Here is a 24,747-nt window from a genome sequence, read left to right as displayed (position 1 = left end):
CCTCTTTTACGGCCTCTTTTACGGCCTCTTTTACGCCCACTTCTGCGCCCACTTCTCCCTGCCGTGTTAAGCAGTGCTACAGCCTCCTCTTACACATTCTTACAGCAAGCGAAGGGGCAACTGACTAGCCTTAACTCACCTGCGGCGGCCTGAGTGCGTGAATCTTTGCTTCAGCGGGCCGCCATGTCTTGGCCATCGACTGGCCATTGTTCAACTCTGCCTGGATGAAGCCGGGCAACTCCACGGGCTGCACGCCGCTGCATGCGGTATGTCGGTCCGATTGCAAAGTGCGCCGATACGGCCCAGCCACATCGCGCGTGCTGCATACAACAAGCTGAATTGGGGACTTGCAAGCCGGGCCACGCGCGACTGCCCTTGCGCGACGCCACACGCTTGCCTGACGGATACGCTCGCCCGGCATCCATGCGCCGGATGCCGGCGGGGATGCTTTTTGACTTTTGCTTGCCGGAGAACAACACCATGGCCGACCAGCGCAACAACCCGCCGCCGCGCCCACACTCACTGACCCCGGCCCCGCTGCGCCAACCCCAGGGCGACGGGCTGGTGCAGCGTCCGCAGCCGGTCGCCGTGCCGCTGTGGCACATCGTGCCGCGCATGGCGGGCTACGGCGTGGTGCTGTTCATCATCTGGGCCGTGCTGACGATCATGTTTCCAAATGTGTTTACGCGCTCGTCGGAACGCGCGGTGGTGAACAGCCCCGTCAGCCTCGTGACCTCGCCGGTGGAAGGCGTGGTGATGAAGCAGATGGTGGCCGCGGGCCAGCCGTTCACGGCCAACCAGGCGCTGATGGTGGTGCAGAACCCCAACATCGATCGTTCGCTGCTGGTCGACCTGACCGGCAAGAAGCTCGACAACCAGCAGCGCTATGACTCGGCCAAGGCGCGGCTGGAAAGCAACCGCCGGCTGATGGCCGCCACCGACCAGGACCTGCAGCGCTACAACAGCGCCGCGCAACGCGAGCATGCCGCGCGCGTGCGCGCGCTGGAAGCGCGGCTGGCTTCGGCCAAGGCGCAGGAAGACCAGCAGCAGGAAGTGGTCAACCGCAACCAGAGCATGCAGTGGGCCGGCGCGGTCAGCGAGGCCTATACCAATGCCTCGCGCTACCAGCTGTCGATGCTGTCCAACGCCAAGGCCGCGGCCAAGGCCGAGCTCGACAATGCCATCGGCGAAAGCCAGGCATCGCGCAACAAGGTCTATGCATCTTCCACCGACGGCCCCAGCGCCACGCTGGCGCAGCGCCGCCAGGTGCTGGGCGCGGAAGCGGCACAGCTGACCGCGGAGCTGGAGCAGCTCGAAGCCTACGGCAAGTCCGTCGACGCAATGATCGCGACCGAGCAGGAACGCATCGACCGGCTCTCCAACCTCGAGATCCGCTCGCCCGAGCCCGGCACCATCGAAGACCTGATCGCGCAGCCGGGCATGCGCGTCGCCGCCGGCGCCACGCTGGCGCGCGCCAGCAACTGCGCGCAGACGCGCGTGGTGGCGGTCTTCCCGCGCAGCCTCAGCGACAACCTGCTGCCCGGTGCGCGCCTGAACGTGCAGGTCGACGGCGTGGCCACGGCGCTGCCGGCGTCGGTGGCCGAGGTGCTGCCGCGCGCGCCGGACGGCGACCAGGCGCGCTACTTCGTGCCGTTCCCGCCGATCGAGAAGAACGAGATCTACGTCATCGCCAAGCTCGACCGCCCACTGGGCAACCTGCCGGCAAAGGCTGGCGCGGCGTCCGGCAGCGCGGCCGCGCCCGCTACCGCAGGCACGGCGGCAGCAGCGGCGCCGGCGCAGTCCGGGCACTGCGGCATGGGCCGCTGGGCCCGCGTCACGCTGAACCAGAGCTGGCTGGGCCAGTTGCGGGCCTCGCTGTAAGCGCCCGCGCCAAGGAGAGCCGGATGCGATTGCCGATTCCGACCGCACGCCTGCCCCGCCTGGTCGCCGGCGCGCTGCTTCCCGCCGTGCTGGCGCTGGCGCCGATCGCGGCGCGTGCCGCGGATCCCGCGCAGCAGGCCATGCTGGCCGAAGGCTGCAAGGCACTGGCCGATCAGGTCAGTCGCGCCGGCGGCAACGGCGCGCTGTTCCTGCCCAGCTACGAGCCCGCGCCCGGCGGCGAGCCGCTGTCGCCGGCGCTGCGCAATGCCGCCTTCGTCTACGACAACGCGCTGGCCGGCATTGCGCTGGTGGCGTGCAAGCGGCCCGCGCAAGCGCGCCGCATTGCCGATGCGGTGCTGCAGGCCACCCGCCAGGACCGCCACTTCCGCGACGCGCGCCTGCGCAACGCCTATCGCGCGGGGCCGCTGCCGGCAGGCCCGGCGCCGCTGCCGGGCTGGTGGGACGAACCCAGCAAGCGCTGGTTCGAAGACGCCTACCAGGCCGGCACCGCGACCGGCAACGTGGCCTGGGCCGCGCTGCTGCTGCTGGCGGTGCATGACGCCACGCGCGATGCGCGCTATCTCGACGGCGCCGCGGCGCTGATGGGCTGGGTGCATGCCACCGTGCCCGATCCGGCCGCGCCGGCCGGCTACATCGGCGGCTTCTTCGGCCATGAGCCAAAGCAGATCCGCCAGGGCTGGAAATCGACCGAGCACAACGTCGACACCTATGCGGCCTTCAGCTGGCTGGCCAGCCTGCGCAATGACCCGCGCTGGCGCGACGGCGCGGCGCGCTCGCGCGGCTTTGTCAGCGCGATGTGGCAACCGCGCGAGGGCCGCTTCATCATCGGCACGCACGACGACGGGCGCGCGCCCAATGCCGGCCCGTCGGCGCTGGACGCGGTGCTGTGGCCGCTGATCGCCTTCCCCGACCCGCCGCAGGACTGGCGCCGCAACCTGGCCTGGGTCGAGGCCAAACACCGGTCCGGCGCCGGCTACGGCTTCAAGGGCAACCCCGACGGCATCTGGACCGAAGGCACCGGGCAGGCCGCGCTGGTGCTGCAGGCCGCCGGCCAGGCGCAGCAGGCCGCGCCGCTGTGGCCGCTGCTACGCGCGCAGCGCGCGCCGTCCGGCATGCTCTACGCCACGCCGCAGGCGCGCGTCAGCACCGGGCTGTCGATCGGCCCCACCTCCACCACCGAGGACTTCCACTACTTCCACCTGCCGCATCTGGGCGCCACCGCGTGGGCGGTGCTGGCCGCCGCGCGCTGGAACCCGTTCCGCCCCGGCGGCTGCCTGGAGCCCTCCTGCCCGCCGCCGGCGATTGCTGCCGCCGGCACCGCCAGCGCCACCCCCGACAAGGACTGACGATGTTCGCCCTCTTCCTGGAAAACCAGACGCTGCTGGTCATCAACGGCGGCGTGCTGCTGGCCACCGTGCTGCTGTCGCTGCTGTGCCGGCACGAGCGGCCGGCGGACCGCATGCTGTTCGGCGGCGTCACCGCGCTCTTGCTGGGCGTGTACCTGACCTGGCGCGTGCGCGAAACCCTGCCCGACTGGCAGATGACCTTCGCCAGCGTATGGGCCCATGTGTTCTTCATCTTCGAATGCATGACGCTGGCCTACACGCTGCTGTCGATCGTGGTGCTGTCGCGCACCAGCAACCACACGCCCGCTGCGGATGCGGGCGAAGCCGCGCTGCGCCGCGCGCAGCGGGTGCCGCCGGTGGACATCTTCATCGCCACCTACAACGAAGGCCTGGAGATCCTGGAGAAGACCATCGTCTCCGCGCTGGCAATCGACTATCCGGACTTCCGCGTCTGGGTGCTCGACGACACCCGGCGCGACTGGCTGCGCGAGTTCTGCGAGCGCGTCGGCGCCAACTACGTGACGCGTCCCGATAATGCCCACGCCAAGGCGGGCAATCTCAACAACGGCCTGCGCCACAGCGCCGCCGCCGGCGGTGCGCCCTACATCCTGGTGCTGGACGCCGACTTCGCGCCCCATCGCAACATCCTGCTGCGCACCGTGGGCCTGTTCGACGACCCGCGCGTGGGCGTGGTGCAGACGCCCCAGTTCTACTACAACGCCGATCCGATCCAGTACAACCTGCGCGCCACCGAATGCTGGGTCGACGAGCAGCGCGCCTTCTTCGACGTGATGCAGCCGGCCAAGGATGCGTGGGGCGCGGCGTTCTGCATCGGCACCTCGTTCGTGGTGCGGCGCGACCTGATCGAGCTGATCGGCGGCTTCCCCACCGGCACCGTGACCGAGGACATCCACCTGACCTACCGGCTGCTGCCGCACGGCTATATCACGCGCTGGCTCAACGAGCGCCTGAGCGTGGGCCTGTCGGCCGAGGGCCTGCCCGAGTACATCAGCCAGCGCAGCCGCTGGGGGCTGGGCACGATCCAGGTGGCGCTGACCGCCGACGGGCCGCTGCGCGGGCGCGGCTACACCTTCATGCAGCGCCTGCACTATGTGCACGGGCTGCTGCACTGGCTGTCGCGCCCGTTCACGCTGATGCTGCTGGCGGGGCCCTTGCTGTACTGGTACTTCGGTGTCTCCACGCTGTACGGCGAGCCGCTGCAGTTCCTCGCTTACGGCCTGCCCGCGCTGGTAGCGTACTGGGCGTACAGCATCTGGATCACCGGGCAGCGCGCGCTGCCGATCTTTACCGAGGTGACGCAGATCGTCGCGGCGCTGGCGGTAACCGCGTCGCTGGTCAGCGCGTTGTTCAAGCCGTTCGGACGGCCGTTCAAGGTCACCAACAAGGGGCTGGACCGCTCCAAGCTGGTGATCCACGGCAAGTTCGCCGCGCTGTACGCCGGCCTGCTGGGGTTCTCCGCGCTGGGCCTCGGCCGCGCGCTGGTGGTCGACCCCGATGCACAGGGCCTGGCCTTCAACACGATCTGGACCGGCGTGGCGCTGATGCTGTACCTGGCCTCGCTGCTGGTGTGCGTGGAACTGCCGCGGCCGCGCAAGGAAGAGCGCTTTCCGCACCAGGCTAGCGCGCTGCTGCGCGTCGACGGGCGCGAATACCGCGTCACCACCAAGGATTTGTCCTGCAACGGCGTGGCCGTGATCACGCCGCTGGCGCCGGCCTTCCGCCCCGGCATGGAGGGCGCGCTGTGGCTGGCGCAGACCGGCTGGATCCCGTGCCGCGTGGTACGCCGCGACGGCCAGCTGCTGGGGATCGCGCTGCATACCAGCATGGCCGCGCGCCACGCGCTGATCCGGCTGCTGTTCACCGATCCTGCCCACAACATTGCCCGACAGGGGCAGCCCAAGCTGGCGATCTCGCGCTTCATGCGGCGCGCGCTGATGGGCTGACCTGCTGCTGCTCCCCGTCTTACTCTCTCTCCGGAACCATCCATGCGAAGCCTGCCCCGCCCCCGCCGCCATGCCCCCCTGCCGCCCCGCCTGCTGTTGCCCGGCGCGCTGGTACTGGCGCTTGCCGCGTGCACGCTGGAGCCGCAATACCAGCGCCCCGAAGCCCCGATCCCGTCGGCTTGGCCCGACGGCGCGGCCTACCGCACCTCGCAGGCCAAGCCTGCCAACGGCACCGCGCAGGGCCAGCCGGCGCAGCGCCCCGGCCCTTCCGCCGCCGACCTGGGCTGGCGCGATGTCTTCGTCGACCCGCAGCTGCGCCAGCTGATCGAGCTGGCGCTGGCCAACAACCGCGACCTGCGCATGGCCACGCTGGCCATCGACGAAGCGCGCGCGCTGTACCAGATCCAGCGCGCGGCGCAGTTCCCCACCGTCGAGGGCAATGCCGGCATGGTGTCGCAGCGGCTGCCGCAACGGCTGCGCGCGGCGGGACAATCGCCGCAGATCACCACCTACAACGCCGGCATCGGCCTGACCGCGTTCGAGCTGGATTTCTTCGGCCGCGTGCGCAGCCTCAAGCATGCCGCGCTGGAGGAATACATGGCCACCGAAGAGGCGCGCCGCAGCGCGCAGATCAGCCTGGTGGCGGAAGTGGCCAACGCCTACCTGACGCTGCGCGCCGACCGCGCTCTGCTGCAGCTGTCGCAGGACACGCTCAAGACCCAGCAGGACGCGGCGGAAATGGTGCGGCGCGGGCACCAGGTGGGCGCGATGGCGCAGCTGGACCAGCATCGCGCGCAAACCCAGGTGCAGACCGCGCAGGTGGGCGTGGAGCAGTACACCCGGCAGGTCGCGCAGGACGAGAACGCGCTGGCGCTGCTGATCGGCGGGCCGCTGCCCAAGTCGGTGCTCGATGCCGGTGCCGCGCCGGCGAATCCGAATGCCCCCGCGCCGGACCCGCTCGACGCGCGCATGCTGATGCGCGAGTTCCCCGAAGGGCTGCCCTCCAGCGTGCTGGTGCGCCGTCCCGACATCCTCGACGCCGAGCACCGGCTCAAGGCCGCCAATGCCAATATCGGCGCGGCGCGCGCGGCGTTCTTCCCGCGCATCTCGCTGACCGGCGCGCTGGGCGTGGCCAGCAGCAGCCTGGCCGGGCTGTTCTCGGGCGGCATGGCGTGGGTCTTTGCGCCGCAGCTGACGGTGCCGATCTTCGATGCGGGGCGCAACCGCGCCGGCCTCGATGCGGCCAACGTGCGCAAGGACATCAACGTCGCCAACTACGAGAAGACCATCCAGACCGCATTCCGCGAAGTGGCCGACAGCATGGCGGCCCGCGCCACCTACGAGCGCCAGGTGCAGGCGCAGGAGGCGCTGGTGCGCGAAGGCAGCGAAACCCGGCGGCTGTCGGAGATGCGCTTCAAGAACGGCGTGGACGACTACTTCGGCGTATTCGACGCGCAACGCCAGCTCTACACCGCGCAGCAGGCGCTGATCACCTACAAGCTGGCCGGGCTGACCAGCCGCGTGTCGCTGTACAAGGCGCTGGGCGGCGGCTGGCGTGAGGTGACCGAGGCCGCGCCGGTGGCAAGCGGCGGGACCAATGCGGCGCCTGCACCCCGTCCGCAAGCCGCGGCGCGGCCGCAGGCGGTGGCGCAACCGCAGGCCGTCGCGCGATCTCAGGCGGTGGCGCAGCCGCAAGCCGTCGCACAACCGCAGGCCGTCGCACAGCCGCAAGCCGTCGCGCAGCCGCAAGCCGTCGCGCAGCCTCAAGCCGTCGCACAGCAACAGCCCGGTGCACAGCAACAGCCCGTCGCGCAGCCGCAACCCGTGGCGCAACAGCAGGCGCCGGCATCGGCTCCGGCGCCGGTCCAGCCAGCCCCTGTCGCCACCGCGCCGCGCTGAGGCTGCGCGCGCCGGCCGGGGGCGCGGGTCAGAAGTATTTCAGCCAGCGCCAGTCCCGCCGCATCGCCTTCAGCGCCGCGAACCAGCGCACCGCCGGCCACAGCAGCAGTGCCAGCACCGCTGCCGCCAGCCACAGCTGCCAGACATGGTCCAGGCCGAATACGCGCCCGTGGTTCAGGCCCCAGCGGTAGACGCAAAGCTGGTACAGGACCTGCAGCACATACAGGTGCAGCAGGTAGAAGAACATCGGCACCGCGCCGAACACGGCCAGGCAACGTGCCGCCCGGCCGCGCTGCACGCGCTCCAGCCACAGCAGCAGCAGGCAGCCCGTCCCCAGCGTCAACAGCAGGAACAGCAGCGACGGCGGGTACTTGGTCACGTTGAGGAAGCCCATCGCGGTATGCAGGGCATCGGCGCCGGGCATCCATTTCTGTTCCTGGCCGTAGCCATTGAGCGCGCGCAGCCATGCAAACCCGGCCAGCCCCGCCAGGCCGCAGGCGGCCAGCCGCAACCGGCGCGCGTGGGCAGGCACGGCCGCGGCAAACCACGGCCCCGCCGCATAGCCCAGCGCGATCACGCCGATCCACGGCAGCACCGGGTATGAGGTGCGCACGCGCAGGCCATCGGCCACCTCGATCCAGCTGCGGTCGTGCAGGATCGCCCAGGGCACGTGCCAGGCACTGCCAGCCGCGAAGTGCAGCGGGTCCAGCAGGTTGTGCCCCGCCACCAGGGCAACGCCTGTTGCGACCAGCGCCGCGCGCGGCAGCCATACCAGCGCCGCCAGCGCCATCATGCTCAGGCCGATGGCCCAGATCACCTGCAGGTAGATCACCTGCGGCGGCAGGCGCCAGGTCCAGGCAAAGCCCACCAGGGTCAGCTCCAGCAGCACCAGGAACAGGCCGCGCCTGAGCAGGAAGCCGCTGACCGCGCGCCGGTCGTGCCCGGCGTTGCCGTAGAGCCAGGCCGACACGCCCGCCAGCGCGATGAACACCGGCGCGCACAAGTGGGCCAGCAGCCGCGAGAAAAACAGCGCTGGCGAAGTCGCGGCGACATCCATCGGATCGGCGACCGGCACGTGCAGGAAGAACATGTCGCGCACATGGTCCAGCAGCATGATCAGGATCACCAGCCCGCGCAGCGCGTCGATGGACAACAGCCGGTGGGTCGGGCCGGGGACAGCCGCCAGTGGTGTCGGCATCATCGGTCCCCGTCAGTAGCTCAGCTGCACGACCAACCGGACGCTGCGGCCAGCGCCCGGCGCGACCCACAGGCTGCTGTACGAGCTGGCGTAATAGGTCTTGTCGAACAGGTTGCCGACGTTGAGCGACACGCGCACGTGCCGGCTGTATTGCCAGTAGCCGTGCAGGTCGACCAGCACATAGGCGGGCAAGGAGAAGCTGTCCTGCACGTCGCCCGGGCGCCGTCCGACATAGCGCACGCCGGCGCCGGCGCCATAGCGCTGCCCCACCGGCGCCGCGTCTTCATACATCGCCAGCAGGCTGGCGCTGGTGCGCGGCACGTTGGACAACGGGGTGCCGGGGGCCAGGCGGGTGTCCTGCGTGATCTCGGCATCGGTCAGCGCGAAGCTGCCCGACACACGCCAGTGCGAGCCCAACTGCCCGGCCACGTCGAGTTCGACGCCGCGGCTGCGCGCCTCGCCGGCGGCGAGATAGAACGACGGATCGGCCGGGTCGGCGGCCAGCACATTGCGCTTGCGGATCTCGAACACGGCCAGCGTGGCGCCGGTGCGGCGGTCGTCGCTGTCGAACTTGATGCCGGCTTCCAGCGCGCGGCCGCGCTCGGGATCGAACGGCCGGCCGGCGGCGTCGCTGCCGGCATTGGGGCGGAACGACTGGCTGGCATTGGCGAACAGCGACAGGTTGTTGCTGGCCAGGTAGCTCACGCCCACGCGCGGCGACACCGCGTTGTGGTGCTGCGTGGTGCGGGTGCCGCGCAGGTGGTCGTCGAGCGACTGGCTGAAGCTGTCGAAGCGCACGCCGGCCAGCACCCGCCAGCGCTCGCCCAGGCTCAGCTGGTCCTGCGCGTACGCGCCGACATTGTGCTGGCGCTCGTACGTGTCCATGTTCCACGCCAGCGGCGGCGTCGGCTGGCCATAGACCGGGTTGTAGATATCGATCGCGTACGGTGCCGCGGCGCTGGGGTTCTTGCGCAGGATCGCCATGGTATTGCCGAAGCGGTAGGCGTCGACGCCCAGCAGCAGCTCGTGCCCGACCGGACCCGTATTGAACTTGCCGGTCACGCTGGCCTGCAGCGAGACATCGTCGGACTGGAAGTCGCGGTAGCGGTGCTGGCGCCAGAGCGTGCGGCCGTCGGCGGCGAGCGCGCTGGCCTCGCTCGAATGCCCCGCCAGCGCGCCGCCGCGGTACGACAGGCCGAGCCTGCCCTTCCATTGCGGCGAGAACTGGTGCTCCACGCTGAGCTGGTGCGACTGGCTGTCCAGGCGCAGGCTGCCGTCGCCGGGCTCGCCCAGGAAGCGCGAGCGCGGGATGCGGCCCAGCTCGCCGTTGACGGCGACCACGCCGCGGTCCATCGGCGTGGTGTAGCGCTGGAACTCCGCCGCGTACTGCAGGATGGTGTCGTTGCCGAGCATCCACGTGATCGACGGCGCGACCAGGTAGCGCTGGCTGTGGATGAAGTCGCGCGTGCTGCCCTGGTGGTCGGCCACCGCGATCAGCCGGCCGGCGATGTCTTCGCCCAGCGGGCCGGTGACGTCGGCAGTGGCGCGGTAGCCGTCGCGCGTGCCCAGCTCGAAGCCATAGCGCTGCGCGGGCCGGAACTGCGGCTGGCGCGTGACCACGTTGAAGGTGCCGCCGGGCTCGCTGCTGCCGTACAGCGATGAAGTCGGGCCCTTGAGCACCTCGACCCGGTCGATGGTGGCCGCGTCCATCGGCGCGGTATAGCCGCGATTGGCGGCGAAGCCGTTGATCAGGTAGCCGGCGCCGGTGTTCTCGTGGCCGGTGAAGCCGCGCATGGCGAAGTTGTCCCACAGCCCGCCGAAGTTGTTCTGGCGCGCGACGCCGCTGACATAGTCGAAGGTCTGGTCGAAGCGGGTCGCGGCAAGGTCGTCGAGCATGGCGCGCGGGACCACGCGCACGGATTGCGGGATCTCGCGCAGCGGCGTGTCGGTGCGGGTAGCGCCCGAGGCGTCGGGCGGGTTGTATGATGCGGTGGCCGTGCCCGTCACCGAAACGGCTGGCAGCGTAATATCGGAGGGCGGCGAGGGCTCCGCCGCGTCGGCCAGCCCGGACATCGCCAGCATCAGTGCGGCCAGTGGCCGCCGCGCCGGCAGCGGCCGGCATACCACGCGCAGGAAGGAAAGCGGCACCGGGTGCCGGGCACTGCTGGGCTGCGCAAGCAGCATAAGGAACACCCCGAAAAAAACGAGTCGCCGCGGCGGCCATCCGACTGGCAAACCGCGGCGACTCATTAATGATAATAGATTCTCACTAAGATTCTAGGCATGGAACGCATGACCCGTCAACGCGGCGCCGTGATCGACGCGCTGCGCGAAGCCGGCCGGCCGCTGAGCCCGGCCGAAATCCTGGCCGCGGCGCAGCGCCAGGTGCCGTCCCTGGGCCTGGCCACGGTCTATCGCAATCTTCGTGCCCTGCTCGACGACGCGCAGGTGCACGCGGTCGAATTGCCCGGCCAGGCTGACCGTTATGAACTGGCGGAGGAACCGGGCGCGGTGACGCATCGCCACTACTTCCAGTGCCTGACGTGCGACCGCGTGTTTCCGCTGGAAGGATGCCCCGGCCACCTGGAAGAGATCACGCCGCCCGGGTTCGTGGTGGAGCACCATGAACTGACGCTGCTGGGCCGCTGCCCGGATTGCGCAGGCAAGCCCGGCAAGCGGCGCAAGGCCGCGGCGCGCGGCCACTGAGCCGCGCAGCCTGGCCCTCACTGCGGCCGCGCTCGCAACTGTACTGAGCCGCCGACGCGCACCTGTATATGGCGCCCGCGCCGCGCTTGCCGCATGATGCGGCAGCCTGCGCGCAGGCCTTACCATTCCTACAGGACCCGACCTTGCAGCACGCCACCGCCCACCGCCGCTCGACCTTGATCGCCGTACTGGCCCTGACCGGCTCGATGGCCTCGCTGTGCATCGGCACCTCGTTTGCCAAGAGCCTGTTCTCCGCGCTGGGCGCGCAGGGCACTACAGCGCTGCGGGTCAGCTTTTCCGCGCTGATCCTGCTATGCGTCTGGCGCCCGTGGCGCATGCCGCTGACACGCGCCAACGCGCGCGCGATCGCGCTGTACGGCGCGGCGCTGGGCGCGACCAACCTGCTGTTCTACATGTCGCTGCGGACCATTCCGCTGGGGCTGGCGATCGCGATCGAGTTCACCGGGCCGCTGGCGGTGGCGGTGCTGTCGTCACGGCGCGCGATCGATTTCCTGTGGATTGCCTTTGCCGTGACCGGGCTGCTGCTGTTGCTGCCGGTCGGCGCTGCCGCCGGCACGCTGGATCCGGTCGGCATCGGCTATGCGCTGGCCGCGGGCGTGGGCTGGGCGCTGTATATCGTGTTCGGTCAGATGGCGGGCAACGCCCACGGCGGGCAGGCGACCTCGCTGGGGCTGACCATGGCGGCGCTGGTGGTGCTGCCGTTCGGCCTCGCGCATGCGGGCACGGCGATGTTCAGTCCGACGCTGCTGCTGTTCGGGCTGGCGGTCGGCATCCTGTCGAGCGCGATCCCCTATTCGCTCGAGATGGTCGCGCTCAAGCGCCTGCACCGGCGCACCTTCGGCATCCTGCTGAGCATGGAGCCGGCCATGGGCGCGCTCGCCGGGCTGGTGTTCCTGCATGAGCAGCTGAGCACGGTGCAGTGGCTGGCGATCGCCAGCATCATCACGGCCTCGGTCGGCTGCACCATGACTTCGCGCGGCAAGCGCGAAGCCTGAGGCTGAAGGCTTGCGGCAGCTCAGCGCGCGCTGAACCAGTCTGCCGGCAGCCGTTGCGGGCTGCGCGCCGGCTGGGCCAGCGCCAGCGAGACTTCATGCAGGAAGCTGTCCTGGGGATTGCGGCGGCTGGCAAAGCCCAGCCCTTGCAGGATCGCCAGCATGCGCCGGTTCTCGCTCAGCACGTCGCCGCGCAGGCCCTGCAGGCCGGCCGCACGCGCCAGCTCGCACAGCCTGGCGATCAGGCGCCGGCCCAGCCCCTGGCCCTGCCAGGCATCGGCCACCACCACGGCGAATTCGGCAACCTGGCCGGACACGACATATTCGGCGCTGGCGACGATGGCCTGGCTGCCGTCCTCACCGGGCGCGACCACCACCAGCGCCACGCCACCGTCCCCGGGCACGGCGAGGCCGGCGACGATTTCATCCACCACGCGCCCGCCGGTCAGGAAACGGAAGTAGCGGCTTTCCCGCGACAGCCCGTCCACCATCGCGCGCAGCGCCGCGCCATCCTGAACCCGGGTCCGGCGCAGCGTCACCTGCGTGCCCCGTCCCGCCGTCCAGCTTTCCGTCACGCCGCCGCGCGCCAAGTCCTGGAGATCCATGCTGCCACCGTCTGGATTCATAATTTGTAGCCAGAGTATAGGAGATAACCTGACTTTTGCAAATGAAGTCAGCATGCTATGCTTCACGGCATCATGACCACCAATGCGTCCGATCCCCGCACTTGCTCGATCGCCTCCACGCTGTCGCTGATCGGCGAAAAGTGGACGATCCTGATCCTGCGCGACGTTTTCCACGGCGTGACGCGCTTCGACGACTTCCTGCGCCGGCTGGAATGCTCGCCGGCGGTGCTGTCGGCGCGGCTCAGGACGCTGACCGATGCCGGGCTGCTGCGCAAGGTCGGCTACCGCGAGCCCGGCGAACGCGAACGCTTCGAGTACCGCCCCACCCGCGCCGCGGTGGACCTGCTGCCGGTGCTTGTCGGGCTGATGCAATGGGGCGACTGCCACATGGCGCCCGACGGCGGCCCGGTCGAGATCCGCTCGCGCGCGAATGGTAAGCTGGTGCGCGCCGCGCTGGTCGACGAAGACGGTGCCGAGGTGTCGCCGCGCGACATGCAGGTCATCCCGGTGCAAAAGCGCGCCGGCGGCTGACACCCCAGCCTTCCTTAGCCCTGGTGCGGCCCCGCACCAGCGCAGTCCACCGCACTGCACCATGAGCGTGCCGCGCGCCCTCGGCCCGCCCCACCACAGCGCATGCACACCGCTTGCGCTCCCGTCGCCCCGCCTTTAGCCGCCATTGCCCGTCACATAACGGGCTGGCACACCCCTTGCGTAATCGGGTCCGGGCCCGTCAACGGCGACCGGCCCGCCCCCACATACACAGCCCCTATCCCATGTAGCGGCTGTCAGGACAACGGCGTCCCCTGAACCGGCTTCACGGCCGGTTTGCGGGACGCCATTTGTTTTTGGAGCAAGTGACGATGACCGGCAAAGCCACCCGCATCGAGCTGCTGAGCTTGAGCACTCCGCAGATGCGCGCCTTCCACCTGACCTGGATGGCGTTCTTCGTGTGTTTCTTCGCGTGGTTTGCCTGCGCGCCGCTGATGCCGGTGCTCAAGGGCGAGTTCGGCCTGAGCGCCGGCCAGATCGCCAACATCAATATCGCCGCGGTCGCGGTGACGATCCTGGTGCGCCTGGTGATCGGCCCGATGTGCGACCGCTTCGGCCCGCGCAAGACCTACACCGGGCTGCTGGCGCTGGGCGCGCTGCCGGTGCTGGGCGTCGCGCTGGCGCAGAACTACGAGACCTTCCTGGTATTCCGGCTGCTGATCGGCGCGGTCGGCGCCAGCTTCGTAATCACGCAGTACCACACCTCGGTGATGTTCGCGCCCAACGTGGTCGGCACCGCCAACGCGACCACGGCCGGCTGGGGCAACGCCGGCGGCGGCGCCGCGCAGGCGCTGATGCCGCTGGTGCTGGCCGCGGTGCTGATGCTGGGCGCGGACCACGCGTTCGGCTGGCGCATCGCGCTGCTGGTGCCGGGCGTGCTGATGCTGGTGATGGCCGTCGTCTACTACCGCTTCACCCAGGACTGCCCGGAAGGCAATTACTCGGACCTGCGCGCGCGCGGCATCGAGATCAGCGGCAAGGACGGTGGCAAGGGTGGCGGTGGCTGGGCCAGCTTCCGCGCCGCCAGCGCCAACTACCGCGTGTGGCTGCTGTTCATTACCTACGGTGCCTGCTTCGGCGTCGAGATCTTCATCCACAACATCGCCGCGATGTACTACGTCGACCGCTTTGGCCTGAGCCTGAAGGCCGCCGGCATGGCCGCCGCGAGCTTCGGCCTGCTGGCGCTGTTTGCCCGCGCACTGGGCGGCTGGCTGTCGGACAAGGCGGCGCGCCGCCGCGGCCTGGATGCGCGCGCCACGCTGCTGTTCGTGCTGATCCTGGGCGAAGGCCTGGGCCTGCTGTGGTTCGCGCAGGCTGGCAACGTCGCCATGGCGGTGGTGGCGATGCTGCTGTTCGGCCTGTTCACCCACATGGCCTGCGGCGCGACCTACGCGCTGGTGCCCTTTATCGACCGCAAGGCGCTGGGCGGCGTGGCCGGGATCATCGGCGCGGGCGGCAACGTCGGCGCGGTAGCCGCGGGCTTCCTGCTGAAGAGCCTGGGCAACGTGCAGCAAACGCTGACGGTGCTGGGCGTGCTGGCCACCATCGCCGCGCTGTGCGCGATCGCCATCCGCTTCAGCGCCGAGCACAAGGCGCGCGAACAGGCGCTGTACGACAGCGCGCTGGCCAGCTGATTCCCGAGCATCGCCCCACAGCAACATCAGGCAGCAAAGACTGACTACCGGACAAGGAAAGCATCATGAAACTGATCATCGTCGGCCACGGCATGGTAGGTCACAAGTTCCTGGAATCGCTGGCGGAAGCCGGTGCGGAAAACCTGGAAGTGACCGTGCTGTGCGAAGAACCGCGTCCCGCCTACGATCGCGTGCACCTGTCCGAGTTCTTCGCCGGCAAGTCCGCCGAAGACCTGTCGCTGGTGCCCGCAGGCTTCTTCGAGCAGCACGACAACATGCTGCTGCGCCTGAACGCGCGCGCCGTCGAGATCGACCGCGCCGCGCGCACGGTCAAGGTCTCGACCGGCGAGACCCTGTCCTACGACAAGCTGGTCCTCGCCACCGGCTCCTATCCGTTCGTGCCGCCGGTGCCTGGCAAGGAGCGCAAAGACTGCTTCGTCTATCGCACCATCGAAGACCTCGAGGCGATGCAGGAATGCGGTGCGCGCTCGAAGAGCGGCGTGGTGGTCGGCGGCGGGTTGCTCGGCCTGGAATGCGCCAAGGCGCTGCGCGACATGGGCCTCGACACGCACGTGGTCGAGTTCGCGCCGCGGCTGATGGCGGTGCAGGTCGACGAAGGCGGTGGCCGCATGCTGCGCCAGAAGATCGCCGGCCTGGGCGTGACCGCGCACACCGGCAAGAACACGGTCGAGATCGTCGACGGCGAGGACGGCACCCATCGCATGGTGTTCGCCGACGGCACCCATCTGGACACCGACATGATCGTGTTCTCCGCCGGCATCCGCCCGCGCGACGAACTGGCGCGCGCCTGCGGCCTGGAAGTCGGCGCGCGCGGCGGCATTGCCGTCGACAACCACTGCCGCACCTCCGACCCGGACATCTACGCAATCGGCGAATGCGCGCTGTGGGACGGCAAGATCTACGGCCTGGTGGCGCCCGGCTACGACATGGCCCGCGTGGCCGCGCGCCACCTGCGCGGCGAAGCGGCCGAGTTTGGCGGCGCCGACATGAGCACCAAGCTCAAGCTGATGGGCGTCGACGTGGCCAGCATCGGCGACCCGCACGGCACCGTGCCGGGCGCGCGCATCTACCAGTTCAGCGACGACCGCAAGGAGGTCTACAAGAAGCTGGTGGTGTCCGACTGCGGCAAGTACCTGCTGGGCGGCGTGCTGATCGGCGATGCCAGCGAGTACGGCACGCTGCTGCAGATGATGCTGAACAAGATCGAGCTGCCCGAGTCGCCCGAGTTCCTGATCCTGCCGGACAGCAGCGGCAAGGCCAAACCGGCGCTGGGCGCCGACGCCCTGCCCGACACCGCGCAGATCTGCTCGTGCAACAACGTCTCGAAGGGCGAGATCTGCGCCGCCGTCTGCGACGGCTCGACCAGCATCGGCGCGCTCAAGAGCTGCACCAAGGCCGGCACCGCCTGCGGCGGCTGCGTGCCGCTGGTGACGCAGATCATGAAGGCCGAGATGAAAAAGCAAGGGATGGCGGTCAACAACCACCTTTGCGAGCACTTCCCGTTCTCGCGCCAGGAGCTCTACCACCTGGTGCGCGTGGGCAAGTTCAAGACCTTCGACGCGCTGCTGGAAGCGCATGGCAGCGGCATGGGTTGCGACATCTGCAAGCCCACCGTGGGCAGCATCCTGGCCTCGTGCTGGAACGAGTTCGTGCTGAAGGAAGAGCACGCCAGCCTGCAGGACTCCAACGACTACTACCTCGCCAACATCCAGAAGGACGGCACCTACTCGGTGGTGCCGCGCATGCCGGGCGGCGAGGTCACGCCCGAAGGCCTGATCGCCGTCGGCCAGGTCGCCAAGAAGTACGGCCTCTACACCAAGATCACCGGCGGCCAGCGCGTGGACCTGTTCGGTGCGCGTGCCGAGGAACTGCCCTATATCTGGGAAGAACTGATCGCGGCGGGCTTTGAATCCGGGCATGCCTACGGCAAGGCGCTGCGCACGGTGAAGTCGTGCGTGGGCTCGACCTGGTGCCGCTATGGCGTGGGCGATTCGGTCGGCCTCGCGATCGAACTGGAAAACCGCTACAAGGGCCTGCGCGCGCCGCACAAGATCAAGTTCGGCGTGTCCGGCTGCACCCGCGAATGCGCCGAGGCGCAGGGCAAGGACGTCGGCGTGATTGCCACCGACAAGGGCTGGAACCTGTACGTCTGCGGCAACGGCGGCATGAAGCCGCGCCATGCCGAACTGCTGGCGAGCGACCTCGACCACGACACGCTGGTGCGCTACATCGACCGCTTCCTGATGTTCTACGTGCGCACCGCCGACCGGCTGCAGCGCACCAGCGTCTGGCGCGACAACCTCGAAGGCGGCCTGGACTACCTGAAGGCCGTGGTGCTCGACGACAAGCTCGGCATCGCCGCAGAGCTGGAAGCCGAGATGCAGCACGTGGTCGACACCTATGAAGACGAGTGGAAGAAGGCCGTGACCGACCCCGAGACGCGCAAGCGCTTCCGCCATTTCGTCAACAGCGACCGCCGCGACGACAACCTGGTCTTCATCGAAGAGCGCGGCCAGATCCGCCCGGCAACGCCGGAGGAACGGAACTTGCAGCGCTCCCGGCTGAGCCACATTCCCGTGGTGTCCATGCCCGCGAAAGCCGCCTGACCGTGCCCGCAAACAAGGAGAACGTGATGAGCCATCCCCACCATCCCGAAACCTGGACCGCCGTCTGCACCGTACGCGATATCGTGCCCAATACTGGTGTGTGCGCGCTGGTCGCCGACCGGCAGGTCGCGGTCTTCCGCATCGGCCGCGGCGACGAGGTCTACGCCATCGACAACTTCGATCCCAACGCGCAGGCCGCGGTGCTGTCGCGCGGGCTGGTCGGCAACCTGGGCGAACGGCTGGTGGTGGCCTCGCCGATCTACAAGCACCACTTCGACCTGCGCACCGGCGAATGCCTGGAGGCGCCCGAGCAGTCGGTCAACGCCTACGCCGCGCGCGTCTATGACGGCAAGGTGTGGATCGCCGCCGGCGTGGAAGTACGCGAGGCCGAGGAAGAACTCGCCGCCTGACGCTGCCACCCTGGCCCCGATCGATGCTGCCCCTGCCCACCTGCCCTGCCAACGGAGATGCCAGCATGACGCCTTCCGCCAACCCCCAAGCCCGGCCGCGCCTGGTCGTCGTCGGCAACGGCATGGCCGGCATGCGCACCGTCGAGGAACTGCTGCGCCTGGCGCCGGACCTGTACGACATCACGGTGTTCGGCGCCGAGCCGCACGGCAACTACAACCGCATCCTGCTGTCGCCCGTGCTGGCCGGCGAGAAGACGGTGGCGGACATCATGCTGAACACGCGCGAGTGGTACGAAGAGAACGGCATCGAGCTGCTCGCCGGCGATCCCGTGGTATCGATCGACCGGCCGCGACGCGTGGTGCGTTCCGCCGCGGGGCGCGAGGTGCGCTACGACCGCCTGCTGCTGGCCACCGGCTCGAAGCCGTTCATCATTCCGGTGCCGGGCCACCAGCTCGACGGCGTGATCGCGTTCCGCGACATCCAGGACGTCGAGACCATGCTGGACGCCGCGCGCAACCATCGCCACGCGGTGGTGATCGGCGGCGGCCTGCTCGGGCTGGAGGCGGCCAACGGCCTGCTGCGCCAGGGCATGGACGTGACCGTGGTGCACCTGGCCGACTGCCTGATGGAGCGCCAGCTCGACAAGCCCGCCGCCACGCTGCTGAAGGGCGCGCTGGAACGCAAGGGCCTGCGCTTCCTGCTGAGCGCGCAGACCGCCGAGATTCTCGGCAGCGAACGCGTCACCGGCGTGCGCTTCAAGGACGGCAGCGAGATCCCCGCCGACCTGGTGGTGATGACCGCCGGCGTGCGCCCCAATATCGAACTGGCCGCCGGCGCCGGCCTGCACTGCGAACGCGCCATCGTCGTCGACGACACGCTGCAGACCTACGATCCGCGCATCTACGCCGTGGGCGAGTGCGTGCAGCATCGCCAGGCCACCTTTGGGCTGGTCGCGCCGATCTGGGACCAGGCGCGCGTCTGTGCCGCGCACCTGGCCGGTGCCGGCCATCGCCGCTACGTGCAGCAGGCGACCGCGACCAAGCTGAAAGTGACCGGCGTCGACCTGTACTCAGCCGGCGACTTCATCGGCGGCGAAGGCAGCGAAGACCTGGTGCTGCGCGACGCGCGCCGCGGCGTCTACAAGCGCCTGGTGCTGCAGGACGGGCGCCTGGTTGGCGCGGTGCTGTACGGCGACGTGCAGGACGGCGCCTGGTATTTCGAGCTGATCCAGCAACGCACGCCAGTGGCGGCGCTGCGCCAGCGCCTGCTGTTCGGCAAGGCGCAGTGCGAAGCGCTGGCTGCCTAGCATCACCCAAAGCCATATAACGCCCCCCGCACGGAGAACGCGTGAACCTGTCCGACATCCCGGTTGTATCGGCAACCCTGACCACTACCACCGCCACCACGTGCCCGTACTGCGGCGTCGGCTGCGGCGTGCGTGCCTCGGTGCGCGCCGACGGCCAGGTCGAGATCGCGGGCGACGCGCAGCATCCGTCCAACCAGGGCCGGCTCTGCGTCAAGGGTTCGGCGCTGGGCGAAACCGTCGACCTGGACGGCCGCCTGCTCCATCCCAAGCTGCGCGATGCCGACGGGCGCTTGCAGCAGGTGTCATGGGACCGTGCGCTCGACACCGTGGCGCAGGGCTTCACCGACATCATCCGCCGCCATGGTCCGGATTCGGTCGCGCTCTACGTCTCGGGCCAGTTGCTGACCGAGGACTACTACGTCGCCAACAAGCTGATGAAGGGCTTTATCGGCAGCGCCAATATCGACACCAACTCGCGCCTGTGCATGTCGTCGGCGGTCGCCGGCCACAAGCGCGCCTTCGGCGAAGACCTGGTGCCGGGCAACTACGAAGACCTGGAACTGGCGGATCTGGTGGTGCTGGTGGGCTCCAACACCGCGTGGTGCCACCCGATCCTGTTCCAGCGCCTGTCCCGCGCCAAGGAAGCGCGCCCCGAGATGAAGATCGTGGCGATCGACCCGCGCCGCACCGCCACCTGCGAACTGGCCGACCTGCACCTGGCGGTCCGCCCGGGCACCGACGTGTGGCTGTTCAACGGGCTGTTGAGCTACCTGGCGCGTGAAGGCCACGCCAACACCGCCTTCGTCGGCGCCAGCACCGCGGGACTGGATGAGGCCCTGCAGGCCGCTGACGCAGCCTGCGCCGATCCGGCTGCCGTGGCCCGCGCCTGCAAGCTGAACCTGCAGGACGTGCTGGACTTCTACGCATTGTTCGCGCAGACCGAAAAGACCGTGACGGCCTTCTCGCAGGGCGTCAACCAGTCGTCGGCCGGCACCGACAAGGTCAACAGCATCATCAATTGCCACCTGCTCACCGGCCGGATCGGCCAGCCGGGCATGGGCCCGTTCTCACTGACCGGCCAGCCCAACGCGATGGGCGGGCGCGAGGTCGGCGGCCTGGCCAACATGCTGGCCGCGCATATGGAACTGGCCAACCCGCTGCATCGCGAAGTCGTGCAGGACTTCTGGCAATCGCCCGCGATCGCCGAGCGCCCTGGCCTCAAGGCAGTGGAGTTGTTCGAGGCCATCGAGGCCGGCCGCGTCAAGGCGGTCTGGGTGATCGCCACCAACCCGGTGGTGAGCCTGCCCGACGCCGACCAGGTGCGCCGCGCGCTGGCAAGGTGCGAACTGGTGGTCAGCAGCGACATCATCGAACGCACCGACACCAACGCCGCCGCGCATGTGCTGCTGCCCGCGCTGGGCTGGGGCGAGAAGGACGGCACCGTCACCAACTCGGAGCGACGCATTTCGCGCCAGCGCGCCTTTTTGCCGGCGCCGGGCGAAGCGCGCGCCGACTGGGACATCCTGTGCGAAGTGGCACGCCGCATGGGCTTCGGCGGCTTCGACTATGCCGGGCCGCACCAGATCTTCGACGAACACGCGCGCCTGAGTGCATGGCGCAACCATGAAGCGCCGCGCGCGTTCGATATCGGCGGACTGGCCGGCCTGGACCCGGTGCGCTATGACGCGCTGGAACCGGTGCAGTGGCCCGTGCCCGCGCAAGGCGCGCAGGATGCGCGGCGCTTGTTCGGCGATGGCCGCTACGCCCACGCCGACGGCCGCGCCCGCTTTGTCGCCACGCCGCCGCGCGCGCCGGCCCATGCGCCCGACGACGACTTCCCGCTCATCCTGAACACCGGCCGCGTGCGCGACCAGTGGCACACCATGACGCGCACCGGCAAGTCGGCCAAGCTGGCTGACCACCTGCCCGAGCCCTTTGTCGATATGCACCCGCAGGACGCGCTGCTGTGCGGCGTGGGCGAAGGCAAGCTGGCGCGCGTCAGCACCCGCTGGGGCGCGATGGTCGCACGCGTGCGGCATGGTGGCGGCATTCCGCGCGGCAGCGTGTTCGTGCCGATCCACTGGAACGGGCAATTCAGCTCCGACGCGCGCGTCGGCGCGCTGGTCAATCCGGTGGTCGATCCCGTTTCCGGCGAGCCCGAGTTCAAGCACACACCGGTGCGGGTCGAGCCGTTCGGCGTGCACTGGCATGGCTTCATGCTGAGCCGCCGCGCGTTGCCGGCCGAAGCGCTGACCTACTGGACGCGCGTGCAGGGCCGCCAGTTCCAGCGCTATGAATTCGCCGGCCGCGACACCGTCGCCGATCGCACCGCCTGGGCCCGCGCGCTGCTCGGCGTGACCGATCCGGACGCCGACTGGCTGGAATACGAGGACCGCGCCGCAGGCGTGTACCACGCGGGCCACCTCGTCGACGACCGGCTCGAGGCCTGCGTCTATGTGTCGACGCGTCCCGAGCTGCCGTCGCGCGCCTGGCTCGCCGGCCTGTTCGGACGCGAGCGCTTGGAAGACGCCGACCGCATTGGGCTGCTACTCGGACAGCCGATGGAAAAAGGCGCCGACACCGGCCCGACGGTGTGCTCGTGCTTCGGCGTCGGGCGCAACACCATCTGCGATGCCGTGCGCAAGCACGACCTGAAGACGCCCGCGGAGATCACCGCCTGCGTCAAGGCCGGCGGCAACTGCGGCTCGTGCGTGCCGGAGCTGAAAAAGCTGCTGGTGGAGGTGCGCGTCGCCGAGGCGGCCTGATCTTTTACCAGGCCGATCTTTCACCACGCATTAGGCATCCTTCACGAGAACCAGATTGCTGTCGCCGCGGCTTGCCCCCATGCTAGCCGCGCAACCCTGACAAGCCGCCCCGGACCCACGGCGCGGCACCTATCTGGAGACAGCAATGAAGGATGCGAAGTATCGGCTCGCCGGGCCGCGATGGCTGGCGGGCATGCTGGGAATGGCAGCTGCGATGGCAGGCGCCTCAGGCGCGGCTGCCGCCGACGCCTATCCGGCCAAGCCGATCACCCTGGTCGTGCCCTACTCCGCCGGCGGCCCGACCGATGTCGTCGCGCGCACGCTGGCGCAAGCGATGTCGCAAGACCTTGGCCAGAGCATCGTGGTGGAAAACCGCACCGGTGCCGGCGGCACTGTGGCGGCCGCCTTCGTCGCCCGCGCGCAGGCCGACGGCTATACGCTGCTGATCCACCACAACGGCATGGCGACCGCGCCGGCGCTGTACAAGAAGCTGTCGTATGCGCCGCTGAAGGACTTCGAATACATCGGCCAGGTCGCGGACGTGCCGATGACACTGATGGGCCGCAAGGACCTGCCGGCGAAGACGGTGCCGGAACTGATCCAGTACGTGACGCAGAACAAGGACAAGGTGTCGCTGGCCAATGCTGGCCTGGGCGCCGTGTCGCAGCTGTGCGGGCTGCTGTTCGAGCAGTCGGTGCACGTGAAGCTGAACGCCATTCCCTACCAGGGCGCTGGTCCCGCGCTGACCGCGCTGCTGGGCGGCCAGGTCGAACTGCTGTGCGACCAGACCACGGCCACCCTGCCCCATATCCAGGCCGATCGCGTGCGCCTGTTCGGCGTTACCACGCCGGCACGGATCAAGGCGCTGCCGCAGGCCCCGACTCTGCAGGAAGGCGGCCTGAAAGGCTTTGACGTGAAGGTATGGCACGGCATCTACGCGCCCAGGGGCACGCCGCCGGCCGCCGTCGACCGCCTCACCAAGGCATTGCAAAAGGGGTTGAAGGATCCTGCCGTGATCAGGAAGCTGGACGGCCTCGGCGCGGAAATCGTTCCGGTCGACAAGCAGACGCCGGAGGGGCTGCGGACGCTGCTGAAGGCGGAAAGCGACAAGTGGCAGCCGCTGCTGAAGTCGATGAAGGTCGAGGCCGATTAAGCCGAGGCTCCTTTCCCGGCAATACGTTAGAATCTTCCATCTTCCGGGCGGACCTTCCTGGTCCGCCCATCCCGCCTGACTGGTGCCCCCGCGCGCCGCTTATGTCTGCGCCCGACTCCGTGGCGCCGCTCAATTCCCCGATTTAGCTGGTTTTAGCCATCGATGCCATCGCGTTGCCGTCTCGACGCGCGCTTCGGCTGTCCGTCATCTCACCCGGAGTTTCCGCATGCCATCGCCGTTCCTTCTGCCCGTCCTGGCCCTTGCCGTCTGCATGGTCGGGGCCGCGGAGTTTATGCTCGCGCCGATGCTGGCCCCGCTCGCTTCGGCCTTTAACACGTCTGCGGCGCATGCGTCGGGACTGGTCTCGGCCTACGCCTTGTCCTACGCCGCGGCGGCGCCGTTGATGGGTTGGCTCTCGGATCGCGCCGGACGCCGCAAGGTGCTGCTCGCTGCCATGCTGCTGTTCGCGGCGGATAGCACTGCGCTGACGCTGGTGCCGACACTGCAGGCGGCCATGGCGCTGCGAATTCTTGGCGGCCTGGCCGCAGCCGCGACCATCCCGACCGTCTTCGCCCTGATTGCCGATCGGATTGAGCCGGCGAAACAAGCCGGCGCCATGGGTGGCGTCATGCTTGGCATGACGGCGGGGATCGCAGCTGGTCCGGCGGTGGCCGGATTGCTAACCGAGGCCTGGGGCTGGCGCGCGCCGTTTCTGGTGATCTCCGTCAGTTGCCTTGCGGCCTTCGCAGCAGGCCGGCGCGTGATTCCGCGGGATTTGCCACGCGCCTGCGCCACTGAGGACCTGACTTCCAACAAGAAGGCTGGCGCCGGCATCTTCCGCCTTCTGCTTGCAAAAGGTGCCTGGAATGGCAGCGCAGTAGCAGGCTATGTCTTTGCGGGAGAAGTGCTGCGGATGCGTTATGGGCTGGAGCTGGGAGCCGTCGGCATTGCCGTTTCCGTATTCGGCCTGGGGCTGGGCATCGGCAATATGCTGGCAGGACATGCCAGCCGGCGTTACTGGCGCGAAGAAAACACCTTGGTCATGGCCACCATCGTTGTGGCAGCGTCCATGACATTGTTCCTGACGGCCGCTATGGGGTTGCCGGCGGCGCTGGGATGTCTGCTGACCTGGGGAGCTGCGCTAGGGATCGCCGCACCTGCGAGCACCGCAATCCTCGCGCAAAGGGCTGGTGCACATAAAGGAAAGGTGCTCGCGGTGTCGGAAAGCGTCAATAACGTTGCCGTGCTGATGCTGTTGCCGGTCGCTGCAAGCGCGTCGGCGACATACGGTGTCACGCCGGCCGCGGCGTTGCTCGGCGGAATCTGTCTGACTGGCGCCATCGTCAGTGCCACGGTACGGCACCGGCAGTTTTAGCAGGCAATAAAGAGCGCAGCGTTTTTGCCGCGCCAAAGACAAAACCCCTCGCAGCACACGCTGTCGAGGGGTTTTGCACAATAAGAGCCTGGCGATGACCTACTTTCACACGGGAATCCGCACTATCATCGGCGCGGAGCTGTTTCACGGTCCTGTTCGGGATGGGAAGGGGTGGTTCCGGCTCGCTATGGTCACCAGGCATGAGGGGTTGTGACGCTGGGGTTGAGGCCAGCATCACGAATCGGGATGTAGTGTTGGTTGTGCGTGTATCGA

General features: G+C 69.0%; 17 protein-coding genes and 1 rRNA gene. 14 read left to right on the top strand and 4 right to left on the bottom strand.

The features are described 5' to 3' along the window. Window positions 1-480: 480 nt before the first annotated feature. From A2G96_RS23910 to A2G96_RS23895, 4 genes are read left to right on the top strand one after another with little or no spacing between them, the layout of a single operon-like run. Window positions 481-1,881, top strand: coding sequence for an HlyD family secretion protein (locus A2G96_RS23910; RefSeq protein ID WP_062802697.1), 1,401 nt, complete (start codon window positions 481-483; stop codon window positions 1,879-1,881). A 23-nt stretch (window positions 1,882-1,904) separates the two neighbouring features. Continuing rightward, window positions 1,905-3,248 carry a hypothetical protein gene (locus A2G96_RS23905; protein WP_062802696.1) on the top strand — a complete coding sequence of 448 codons (1,344 nt, stop codon included), beginning with the start codon at window positions 1,905-1,907 and terminating at the stop codon, window positions 3,246-3,248. Window positions 3,249-3,250: 2 nt separating this feature from the next. Further along, entirely contained in the window at window positions 3,251-5,212 is a 1,962-nt protein-coding gene (locus A2G96_RS23900; RefSeq protein WP_062802695.1) for a glycosyltransferase, read from the top strand. 42 nt (window positions 5,213-5,254) lie between these two features. Beyond that, window positions 5,255-7,111 carry an efflux transporter outer membrane subunit gene (locus A2G96_RS23895; protein WP_062802694.1) on the top strand — a complete coding sequence of 619 codons (1,857 nt, stop codon included), beginning with the start codon at window positions 5,255-5,257 and terminating at the stop codon, window positions 7,109-7,111. 28 nt (window positions 7,112-7,139) lie between these two features. On the opposite strand, the gene A2G96_RS23890 is transcribed toward A2G96_RS23895, so the two are convergent. Both A2G96_RS23890 and A2G96_RS23885 read right to left on the bottom strand, forming a co-directional pair. Beyond that, a complete protein-coding gene (locus A2G96_RS23890; RefSeq protein WP_150124240.1) occupies window positions 7,140-8,312 on the bottom strand; it encodes an acetyltransferase domain-containing protein in 1,173 nt (390 codons plus the stop codon). Window positions 8,313-8,321: 9 nt separating this feature from the next. Then, window positions 8,322-10,493: a TonB-dependent siderophore receptor gene (locus tag A2G96_RS23885; RefSeq protein WP_062802693.1), complete on the bottom strand. Its 2,172-nt coding sequence runs from the start codon at window positions 10,491-10,493 to the stop codon at window positions 8,322-8,324. Between the two features lie 99 nt (window positions 10,494-10,592). Here A2G96_RS23885 and A2G96_RS23880 point away from each other — a divergent pair, with 99 nt between their 5' ends. Both A2G96_RS23880 and A2G96_RS23875 read left to right on the top strand, forming a co-directional pair. Next, window positions 10,593-11,015, top strand: a complete 423-nt coding sequence (locus A2G96_RS23880; protein WP_062802692.1) for a Fur family transcriptional regulator — start codon at window positions 10,593-10,595, stop codon at window positions 11,013-11,015. A gap of 206 nt (window positions 11,016-11,221) precedes the next feature. After that, complete coding sequence (locus A2G96_RS23875) at window positions 11,222-12,031, top strand: EamA family transporter (RefSeq protein WP_231909755.1); 810 nt, start codon at window positions 11,222-11,224, stop codon at window positions 12,029-12,031. 20 nt (window positions 12,032-12,051) lie between these two features. Here the strand turns inward: A2G96_RS23875 and A2G96_RS23870 are convergent, their stop codons facing one another. Further along, entirely contained in the window at window positions 12,052-12,633 is a 582-nt protein-coding gene (locus A2G96_RS23870) for a GNAT family N-acetyltransferase (protein WP_062802690.1), read from the bottom strand. A gap of 78 nt (window positions 12,634-12,711) precedes the next feature. Between A2G96_RS23870 and A2G96_RS23865 the strand changes: the two genes are divergently transcribed. From A2G96_RS23865 to A2G96_RS23830, 8 genes are all read left to right on the top strand, one after another. Further along, window positions 12,712-13,185, top strand: a complete 474-nt coding sequence (locus A2G96_RS23865; RefSeq protein ID WP_062802689.1) for a winged helix-turn-helix transcriptional regulator — start codon at window positions 12,712-12,714, stop codon at window positions 13,183-13,185. Window positions 13,186-13,514: 329 nt separating this feature from the next. Next, complete coding sequence (locus A2G96_RS23860) at window positions 13,515-14,837, top strand: MFS transporter (protein WP_062802688.1); 1,323 nt, start codon at window positions 13,515-13,517, stop codon at window positions 14,835-14,837. Window positions 14,838-14,902: 65 nt separating this feature from the next. Further along, entirely contained in the window at window positions 14,903-17,464 is a 2,562-nt protein-coding gene (nirB, locus tag A2G96_RS23855) for a nitrite reductase large subunit NirB (RefSeq protein ID WP_062802687.1), read from the top strand. 26 nt (window positions 17,465-17,490) lie between these two features. Then, entirely contained in the window at window positions 17,491-17,874 is a 384-nt protein-coding gene (gene nirD / locus A2G96_RS23850) for a nitrite reductase small subunit NirD (protein ID WP_062802686.1), read from the top strand. A 65-nt stretch (window positions 17,875-17,939) separates the two neighbouring features. Next, window positions 17,940-19,181, top strand: coding sequence for an NAD(P)/FAD-dependent oxidoreductase (locus A2G96_RS23845; protein ID WP_062802685.1), 1,242 nt, complete (start codon window positions 17,940-17,942; stop codon window positions 19,179-19,181). Window positions 19,182-19,222: 41 nt separating this feature from the next. Then, window positions 19,223-21,946, top strand: coding sequence for a nitrate reductase (locus A2G96_RS23840; RefSeq protein WP_062802684.1), 2,724 nt, complete (start codon window positions 19,223-19,225; stop codon window positions 21,944-21,946). A 145-nt stretch (window positions 21,947-22,091) separates the two neighbouring features. Then, window positions 22,092-23,099 (top strand): tripartite tricarboxylate transporter substrate-binding protein, encoded by a 1,008-nt coding sequence (locus A2G96_RS23835; protein WP_062802683.1) that lies wholly within the window; start codon window positions 22,092-22,094, stop codon window positions 23,097-23,099. Window positions 23,100-23,325: 226 nt separating this feature from the next. Then, entirely contained in the window at window positions 23,326-24,474 is a 1,149-nt protein-coding gene (locus tag A2G96_RS23830) for an MFS transporter (RefSeq protein ID WP_062802682.1), read from the top strand. Between the two features lie 86 nt (window positions 24,475-24,560). On the opposite strand, the gene rrf is transcribed toward A2G96_RS23830, so the two are convergent. Further along, window positions 24,561-24,673: ribosomal RNA gene (gene rrf / locus A2G96_RS23825) — 5S ribosomal RNA — on the bottom strand. Window positions 24,674-24,747: the final 74 nt, after the last annotated feature.

This window comes from Cupriavidus nantongensis (assembly GCF_001598055.1).
In the GTDB taxonomy this organism is placed as follows: Bacteria; Pseudomonadota; Gammaproteobacteria; order Burkholderiales; family Burkholderiaceae; genus Cupriavidus; species Cupriavidus nantongensis.
The sequence above is the reverse complement of the archived record's forward strand: the minus strand, read 5'-3'. Positions and strand labels throughout refer to the sequence as shown.

What these genes read in the sequence shown, in the direction of transcription:
- A2G96_RS23910 (WP_062802697.1), top strand. Translation starts at nt 481, where the DNA reads ATGGCCGACCAGCGCAACAACCCGCCGCCGCGCCCACACTCACTGACC.
- A2G96_RS23905 (WP_062802696.1), top strand. Translation starts at nt 1,905, where the DNA reads ATGCGATTGCCGATTCCGACCGCACGCCTGCCCCGCCTGGTCGCCGGC.
- A2G96_RS23900 (WP_062802695.1), top strand. Translation starts at nt 3,251, where the DNA reads ATGTTCGCCCTCTTCCTGGAAAACCAGACGCTGCTGGTCATCAACGGC.
- A2G96_RS23895 (WP_062802694.1), top strand. Translation starts at nt 5,255, where the DNA reads ATGCGAAGCCTGCCCCGCCCCCGCCGCCATGCCCCCCTGCCGCCCCGC.
- A2G96_RS23890 (WP_150124240.1), bottom strand. Translation starts at nt 8,312, where the DNA reads ATGATGCCGACACCACTGGCGGCTGTCCCCGGCCCGACCCACCGGCTG.
- A2G96_RS23885 (WP_062802693.1), bottom strand. Translation starts at nt 10,493, where the DNA reads ATGCTGCTTGCGCAGCCCAGCAGTGCCCGGCACCCGGTGCCGCTTTCC.
- A2G96_RS23880 (WP_062802692.1), top strand. Translation starts at nt 10,593, where the DNA reads ATGGAACGCATGACCCGTCAACGCGGCGCCGTGATCGACGCGCTGCGC.
- A2G96_RS23875 (WP_231909755.1), top strand. Translation starts at nt 11,222, where the DNA reads ATGGCCTCGCTGTGCATCGGCACCTCGTTTGCCAAGAGCCTGTTCTCC.
- A2G96_RS23870 (WP_062802690.1), bottom strand. Translation starts at nt 12,633, where the DNA reads ATGGATCTCCAGGACTTGGCGCGCGGCGGCGTGACGGAAAGCTGGACG.
- A2G96_RS23865 (WP_062802689.1), top strand. Translation starts at nt 12,712, where the DNA reads ATGCTTCACGGCATCATGACCACCAATGCGTCCGATCCCCGCACTTGC.
- A2G96_RS23860 (WP_062802688.1), top strand. Translation starts at nt 13,515, where the DNA reads ATGACCGGCAAAGCCACCCGCATCGAGCTGCTGAGCTTGAGCACTCCG.
- nirB (WP_062802687.1), top strand. Translation starts at nt 14,903, where the DNA reads ATGAAACTGATCATCGTCGGCCACGGCATGGTAGGTCACAAGTTCCTG.
- nirD (WP_062802686.1), top strand. Translation starts at nt 17,491, where the DNA reads ATGAGCCATCCCCACCATCCCGAAACCTGGACCGCCGTCTGCACCGTA.
- A2G96_RS23845 (WP_062802685.1), top strand. Translation starts at nt 17,940, where the DNA reads ATGACGCCTTCCGCCAACCCCCAAGCCCGGCCGCGCCTGGTCGTCGTC.
- A2G96_RS23835 (WP_062802683.1), top strand. Translation starts at nt 22,092, where the DNA reads ATGAAGGATGCGAAGTATCGGCTCGCCGGGCCGCGATGGCTGGCGGGC.
- A2G96_RS23830 (WP_062802682.1), top strand. Translation starts at nt 23,326, where the DNA reads ATGCCATCGCCGTTCCTTCTGCCCGTCCTGGCCCTTGCCGTCTGCATG.